This window comes from Chamaesiphon sp. OTE_20_metabat_361 (assembly GCF_031364565.1).
This window is the reverse complement of the sequence record NZ_JANLWO010000769.1, coordinates 1-6605: the sequence shown is the minus strand read 5'-3', so window position 1 is coordinate 6605 and position 6605 is coordinate 1. Positions and strand designations below refer to the sequence as shown.

At 46.6% G+C, this 6605-nt stretch carries 8 protein-coding genes; 3 read left to right on the top strand and 5 right to left on the bottom strand.

Annotation, left to right across the window (positions count from 1 at the left end; genetic code table 11):
- The 5 genes from RMO35_RS21765 to RMO35_RS21745 all read right to left on the bottom strand — a co-directional run.
- Positions 1-1356: serine protease (locus RMO35_RS21765; protein WP_309744226.1), on the bottom strand; the 1356-nt coding region annotated here is incomplete at its 3' end.
- Between the two features lie 55 nt (positions 1357-1411).
- The gene (locus RMO35_RS21760) at positions 1412-1945 is read right to left on the bottom strand and encodes a COP23 domain-containing protein (protein ID WP_309744223.1); all 534 of its coding nucleotides are present in this window, start codon (positions 1943-1945) and stop codon (positions 1412-1414) included.
- Between the two features lie 2 nt (positions 1946-1947).
- Positions 1948-2472, bottom strand: a complete 525-nt coding sequence (locus RMO35_RS21755) for a COP23 domain-containing protein (protein ID WP_309744221.1) — start codon at positions 2470-2472, stop codon at positions 1948-1950.
- A 124-nt stretch (positions 2473-2596) separates the two neighbouring features.
- Positions 2597-3169 carry a COP23 domain-containing protein gene (locus tag RMO35_RS21750; protein WP_309744219.1) on the bottom strand — a complete coding sequence of 191 codons (573 nt, stop codon included), beginning with the start codon at positions 3167-3169 and terminating at the stop codon, positions 2597-2599.
- Between the two features lie 116 nt (positions 3170-3285).
- On the bottom strand, positions 3286-3993 hold the full coding sequence (locus tag RMO35_RS21745; protein WP_309744217.1) for a trypsin-like peptidase domain-containing protein: 708 nt from the start codon (positions 3991-3993) through the stop codon (positions 3286-3288).
- A gap of 281 nt (positions 3994-4274) precedes the next feature.
- Here RMO35_RS21745 and RMO35_RS21740 point away from each other — a divergent pair, with 281 nt between their 5' ends.
- The 3 genes from RMO35_RS21740 to ndhI form a co-directional block, all read left to right on the top strand.
- Complete coding sequence (locus RMO35_RS21740) at positions 4275-4580, top strand: hypothetical protein (RefSeq protein ID WP_309744215.1); 306 nt, start codon at positions 4275-4277, stop codon at positions 4578-4580.
- Between the two features lie 270 nt (positions 4581-4850).
- A complete protein-coding gene (gene nuoH / locus RMO35_RS21735; protein WP_309744213.1) occupies positions 4851-5969 on the top strand; it encodes an NADH-quinone oxidoreductase subunit NuoH in 1119 nt (372 codons plus the stop codon).
- A 180-nt stretch (positions 5970-6149) separates the two neighbouring features.
- Positions 6150-6605 (top strand): NAD(P)H-quinone oxidoreductase subunit I (ndhI, locus tag RMO35_RS21730; protein WP_309744211.1); only part of this gene is annotated, 456 nt, incomplete at its 3' end.

Genomic DNA, 6605 nt, shown 5'->3' with positions numbered 1-6605 from the left:
GCCGCCATAACTAATACTGCTGTAAAGTAGATCGTATCGATCGGCAAATGTAGCTTGAGTTTGAGTCTCAAATTTACCCTGTTCGCGGCTATATACAAAGCCAGGATTGAGTTGCCATTGCCACAGAGGGCTATTAATTTTAGACCGCGCTGGAAAGCCGCCGACAAATACGATGTCATTGTCATTAGGGCTAGATCGATTCAATTTACCAGTTGGATAATCATTGGTGCTGGTAAATTTCAGCACTGCGAGATCTGTCCCTTTCGCAACTACGGTGCTGGTGACGGGATGCCGATCTTGTTCGTAGGTGATGATTTGGGCAGTTCCCTTGTTTTCGACTACGTGTTTGGCGGTGAGGACATAGTAATTATTACCTTCACGAGCGACAATTACGCCCGAACCACTCTCGTTATTCTCGATGCGGACTGTCATTTTCCGCGCTTGTTGATTGCGCTCGGCGATGAATCCCGTCGGGGTGGCTTGTTGTGTCACCTTGGGCAAATTATCGTAACCGTAGAGGATATCGGGCTTGACAGTGGTGAGAAAGTTATAGATGGGTACGCCCCAATTAGCCTCGCGATATTTTGCCGCAAGTTTAGCTAGCGGTTTACTCCCATCGTTGTAAGTATAGTTGGATAAAATCGGTGCCGCACCAATGGTATTGATGCCCAATAATGTCCCCGTTCCATCAAAAATTGGCCCCCCGCTCATGCCTTGACGCACGCCTTTTTCACCTTTGGCAATTTCATAGCCGATTTGGGTGCCGTTATCGAAGGGAATATCGGAAAGTTGGGTAATCGCACCAGGGGAGATTCTGAGAGCTTTGGAGTCAAACGGATATCCCGCGCTGTAAATATTGCGATCGTTTGGTTTGAGGATACCTGGATTGGCGAGGTTCGCTAATTGGTATTTTTTAGAGCTGGTAAATTCTAGTAAGGCTAAATCGTACTTACGATCGAATCCACCATCAATCGGTTTAGCAGTATACTTTTGTCCATCGGGTGCTTGAATTTCAAATTGGGCTGCGCGCCGCGTGACGTGGGCATTGGTAAGGACGAGGTAGGTATTGGCCTTTTTAGCAATCAGGACACCTGAGCCGCCATTAGTACCTGATGTGATGCGGACGGTGATGTCTTTAGCAATCCGATTTACTTTGGTGCTGGCTTGCTTTCGGGCTTCGTCGAGTCGATCGAGTTCTGGATTGCTATTTTGGGTGATTTGAGTGGTAGAGTTGCTGTGCGATGTAAGGTTTGATAATGTTGTTGCTTGGACTATTCTCCAGCGGAGAGGCTTCGCCAACGAGATTGCTGGCAATAAAAATAGGCTAGCGAGAATAGTTGGAATAATATGTTTCATGTTTTAGCAATTTTTTAGTGGGTTTAGTAGTCCTTTACACCACCCTCGTCGATGTCTACTTGTTCTTTAATCGATCGCGTAACAACTGCATATCGATCTCATTTTCACCACTAGATTGAGAAATCGGCGTTCCTTTATCTGGGTTGGACAGTGTACCGCGTATTCGATCGAGCATATCTTCAGCATCGCTGCCATTATTGAGCGTCAATAATAGATTGGATCGATCGCACGTTCGTTCGGTATAACGTACCGCACAAATTAGTCCTAGTCCGCTAGCTTTATCTATGCCCGCAATCAACTTATCAAAACTGCCGCGATCCCATGCCAATTGAAATCGTTTGGATACCATTTCACAACGTTGTTGATTAGTCATCCCTTTCGGCGGTGTGTATTTCCACAGAATCAACGACACAGGCTCAGTCGTGCCACTACTTACCGCTTGGGTGGTGGGAACGATCGTGCCAGATTGATTGATACGACCGCAAAAAAATTGGACGTTATCTGTTTTCTCCCTGGCTAAAGATGGGGGCGAGACAATGAGTATAGGTAGAGATAAAGCGATCGCGATCGACCTAAATAATCTATTCACGATCAATTAATAATACTGCTAATATCTACAATGCCATCCCCAGAACTTTGGGGAACAGGATTGCTACCAGTTCCAGTTTGAATATCTTTCATCCGTTCGATCGTTTCACTAGCCTCGGCACCATTTGCCAAGGTAAATAACATGCTCGATCGAGTGCAGCTAGTCGATCGATCTTTCATCCCACAAATAATTCCCAATCCCGATTGTTTATCGATTCCAGCCGTAATATAATTCAATCTTTTGGCCGACCATGCCTGTTGAAAATTAGCGGAAACCATATTGCAGCGAACTTGAGGGGTATATTTACCACTCAGTTTCGATTTCCATTGAATCAACGCGACAGGTTCGCGCCTGGATGAGCTGGCAACTAAGGTGGTGGGGACGATCGCATTACTATTGGGATCGAAAGTTTGACCGCAATAAAACCTTACTTTTGTGGGCGATTGGGCGATGGCGGCGATCGATACCACAATCGAACTAATAGTTAATCCACTGACGAGCGCGATCGTAATTAAGCTATTTTTCATGTTTATTAAAAAGTATAGTCTTCCCGATTTATGCAACAGCAATCTAAAATTTGGAGCTGTGGGTTGATGGCGACAGCTTACCAACCCACAGCTCGACAATCGATAATCGATCGCCTTTTGTCAACTACTTTTTGCGTAATAGAGCAAAATTGCGAAGATCGACAACTCGGTTGCCACTGCTTTGATACTGGGGCGTACTTGCCGTTCCAGCGAAGACGCTAGAGAGTTCTTCGAGCGTCGTACCAGCATCTTGATAAGATTTGAGCGTGAATAACATATTGGTGCGATCGCAAGGCTGTTCGGCGTTAGCCATCGCACAAATCATTCCCATACCACTTGTTTTATCGATACCCGCAGTCAGATAATGGCGACCCTGTTGCAGTGATGCTTGAAATTTGGGCGAGACTGTTTCGCACCGCTGTTGGGGTGTAGTTTTAAAAGCCTCACTTTTCCAGATAATTAATACGAGTTCTTCTGATGCGCCGCTCACCTTCGCCACAGTAGCCGGAAGGTTGCTTTTGCTGCTCGGATCTGCGGCTTTACCGCAATAAAATTGAACTGTCGGCGTATTTTGGCCGATAGCTGCTGTGGGGATTGTCGTCACCACCGATCCGGTAAAAATAGCAAGGGTAGATAACCAGATTGTGGTGGCAATATGCGATGTGAATGCGGAATGGGTTTGGTGATGTAATTGCATAAGAATTGATTTAAGTTAGTTGAATGTCAGCTTGAGCTAGGAAATTAATGAGTTTGCTACCCTTAGTCATCTAAATCGGGCGGTTAACCAGTGAAATATGCAGCAGCACCGAAAAGTTATTCATTCTCGATCGTCGCTACAGGCGAACTTTTTCCCTGACGTGCCTCGTTGACAAATTGACGGACTAGATCGACACCGATTGCATAGTTGAGTCCGACATTACCCGTATCTCGACCAAATCCACCTGTATTTACACCAATTACTTCGCCTCTGTCATTTAATAATGGCCCGCCAGAATTTCCTGGATTAATAGCGGCATTGTGTTGGATGAAATTACCACCGTCACGGACGGCACTGACGATCCCAGTGGTAAATGTACTTTGGAAAGCCTCTCTAAATGGCGTACCGATAGCATAGGCATTGTCCCCGACTTTCGCTGAGGTCGCGGCTGGGGCAAGTGTTGGAAATTTTCGACCCCGACGATTGATTTTGAGCAGTGCTAGATCCAGCCCATTTCTGCCGAATCCCACTACATCAGCAGGAAGTTCTGTTTTCCCGTCCGCCATCATCAATGTCACCACTGCGGGTTGCCCTTTGACTACATGCGCGTTGGTAACAACATAACCGTCATCGCTGATGATAAAGCCACTCCCATGTCCACGAATACCGCGAATCGTCACCACGGCAGGATTCGCTTTGGCATAGACGCGATTGGCAGTACTGGCTACTGGTGGTTTCGCAATAGCGGGGGTAAGATAAGCAGTACTGATGCCACCGCAGGTTAGGGTGGCAAGCAATAGTGTGGTCAGAATTTTAGTTTTCACAAGCGGATGGTTGGGGATGGATGTTTGCTAGGGATCGAGTGCGATCTCAACTATCACACATACACTCTTTCGGGCTGAATCGATCGAATAGTGCAAGTTACGATAAACTCGATCGCGATCTACGCCAATTTGTTTATTCCGGCAGTTTCATCTAGTCGATCGTCATGATGCCGAAATCGTGACAATAGTGACCTAACATCCTCATTAGCGAGATTAGGAGATTAATCTCCCAATATTTGTTAATATCGATTCTGGAGGAAAGCGGTGATGTTGAGAATTAGGTGCTGATAAATATCATTAGATTAATTGCGATCGGATTGTTCGTTTGGTTGGGGAGTGTGACTCCAGCCAGAGCAGAATTTTGTCGTCAGGTGGACGGACAGCAGATCTGTATTATTGATATCAAGCGCAGTGCGAAAAATTACTGGCAATATCAGGCAATGGTGAGGATCGATGGGATCGACATGCCAGCGGCATCTTATGATTGTCGCGATCGCTTAATTACCGACCCCGATGGGAATATGTCCTCATTTCGATCGCGCAAAGATGGTCGGATTGTCTGTAGTCTGTATCGATCGAGAGGCTAGCGAATCGAAAGCTAGCTAAAACCACTGCCGGACAGCTAGGAACTGCCGTACCGCGATATACTAGTAGTGAAAATCGTACTGAGAGTATGTTGCCGATGCTACCACCTCACCCGATCGTGCGGGATAGATGAGCCTGTCATAAATAGTCAAGAGACACATACAGCTTTTCTGATGAAGATGAGGTGTGAAGTAGGAATCTTAAGCTAGCTCCTAACTGACAACCTCATTCAGAGACTCGCGCACATACCTCACTTAACTAAGAGCTGCTATATGAACTCAGGTATTGACCTTCAAGGAACTTTTATCCAATCCCTTAGTGACTTGGGGATCTCCGCCGAACTAGCTAAAGTTCTCTGGATGCCATTTCCGATGTTACTGATGATTATCGGTGCCACCGTCGGCGTACTCGTCAATGTCTGGTTGGAGCGCAAAATCTCCGCCGCCGTCCAACAGCGGATCGGCCCAGAATTTGCTGGCCCCTTGGGCGTGCTGCAACCAGTCGCCGATGGTTTAAAACTAGTATTTAAAGAAGATATCACTCCCGCTAATGCCGATTCGATTTTATTTACTGTCGGGCCGATTATTGTCGTCCTCCCGGTATTTATCTCCTATCTGATCGTCCCCTTCGGTCAAAACTTGGTCATTACTAATATCAATACGGGCGTCTTTTTGTGGATTGCGTTTTCGAGTATCGTGCCGATTGGTTTGCTAATGTCCGGCTACGCATCGAATAATAAGTATTCGCTCATCGGTGGTTTACGCGCCGCCGCTCAGTCGATTAGCTACGAGATTCCGCTGGCGCTATCCGTCCTCGCGATCGTGATGATGTCCAATAGTCTGAGTACGATCGATATCGTCCACCAGCAGTCCGAATATGGCATTCTCTCCTGGAATATCTGGCGACAACCTGTCGGTTTTGTCATCTTCTGGATTGCATCACTAGCCGAATGCGAACGTCTGCCCTTTGACCTCCCAGAGGCGGAGGAAGAGCTGGTCGCTGGGTATCAGACCGAATACTCCGGCATGAAGTTTGCGCTCTTCTACATCGCTTCTTACGTTAACTTAGTACTAGCGGCATTATTAGTCGCGATCCTCTATCTGGGTGGTTGGTCGAGTCCGATTCCGATCGAGTTATTGAGTAATGCGCTCGGTGTCGATCCTACAACGTCGTGGGTACAAGTAGTCGATGCGTCTTTAGGGATTGCAATGACCGTCCTCAAAGCATATTTCCTCGTCTTCCTGGCGATTATCACCCGTTGGACGGTACCCCGCGTGCGGATCGACCAACTCCTCGATCTCGGCTGGAAATTCATGCTCCCCATCGCCTTAGCAAACCTCTTAATTACCGCTGCCCTCAAGCTCGCTTTTCCGACTGCTTTTGGCGGCTAGTAACTAGGCTTTGGGTTTTAGGCTTTAGGGATTAGGTTTTAGGCTTTAGGTTTTAGGTTTTAGGATGCGAGTTCCGAGCCATTATCTCTTACCTTTTACCTTTTACCTCTTACCTCTTACCTCTTACCTTTTCCCTTTTCCCTTTTCCCTTTTCCCTTTTACCCTCTCCCCTCTACCCCAATGCTGAAATTTCTCAAGCAAGTAGCAGATTATACTAAAGAAGCAGCTCAAGCTGCCAAATATATCGGTCAAGGACTGGCGGTGACATTCGACCACATGCAGCGTCGTCCCGTTACAGTTCAATATCCTTATGAAAAACTGATTCCGTCCGAACGGTTTCGGGGCAGAATTCATTTTGAGTTTGACAAATGTATCGCTTGTGAAGTTTGCGTGCGGGTGTGTCCGATCAATCTGCCCGTCGTTGACTATGAATTTGATAAAGCAACCAAGAAAAAGAAACTAAACAGTTATAGTATCGATTTTGGGGTGTGTATTTTTTGTGGTAATTGTGTCGAGTATTGTCCGACTAATTGCTTGTCGATGACCGAAGAATACGAGCTATCGACATTCGATCGACACCAGCTCAACTATGATAGTGTCGCCCTCGGTCGCTTACCGACAAAAGTGACTGACGAT

Coding starts and splice junctions, on each gene's coding strand:
- RMO35_RS21755 (WP_309744221.1), bottom strand. CDS start 2,472: ATGAAAAATAGCTTAATTACGATCGCGCTCGTCAGTGGATTAACTATT.
- RMO35_RS21750 (WP_309744219.1), bottom strand. CDS start 3,169: ATGCAATTACATCACCAAACCCATTCCGCATTCACATCGCATATTGCC.
- nuoH (WP_309744213.1), top strand. CDS start 4,851: ATGAACTCAGGTATTGACCTTCAAGGAACTTTTATCCAATCCCTTAGT.